At 62.4% G+C, this 258-nt stretch carries 1 pseudogene; it reads left to right on the forward strand.

Features of this window, described 5'->3' with window-relative positions:
* A pseudogene (locus OC610_RS29305) lies at positions 1-219 on the forward strand (SDR family oxidoreductase); the annotation flags it as partial.
* Positions 220-258: the final 39 nt, after the last annotated feature.

A 258-nucleotide genomic window follows, 5' to 3' on the forward strand; every position in this document is an offset into this window, starting at 1 on the left:
GATGGCATTCGGGCTCGGGCCAAGGCATCCCAGGACAACCCGACCCCGGCCAGCGAATTCGCCGCCGCGTTGCTCAAGGCCGTACGACAACCCAAGCCAGCCCGCTTGTTGCGCTTGGGCAACGGCAGCCGGGCGTTGCCGTTGATGGCCGGCCTGCTGCCCAAGGGGTTGCTGGAAAAAGGCCTGATGAAGCGGTTTGGGTTGAGTGGCTCGCTTTGATACTTGCAGCCATGTGGTTGTGACGGCCACTTCGAAAAT

The sequence above is a fragment of the Pseudomonas agronomica genome (genome assembly GCF_025917275.1).
Classification (GTDB): Bacteria; Pseudomonadota; Gammaproteobacteria; order Pseudomonadales; family Pseudomonadaceae; genus Aquipseudomonas; species Aquipseudomonas agronomica.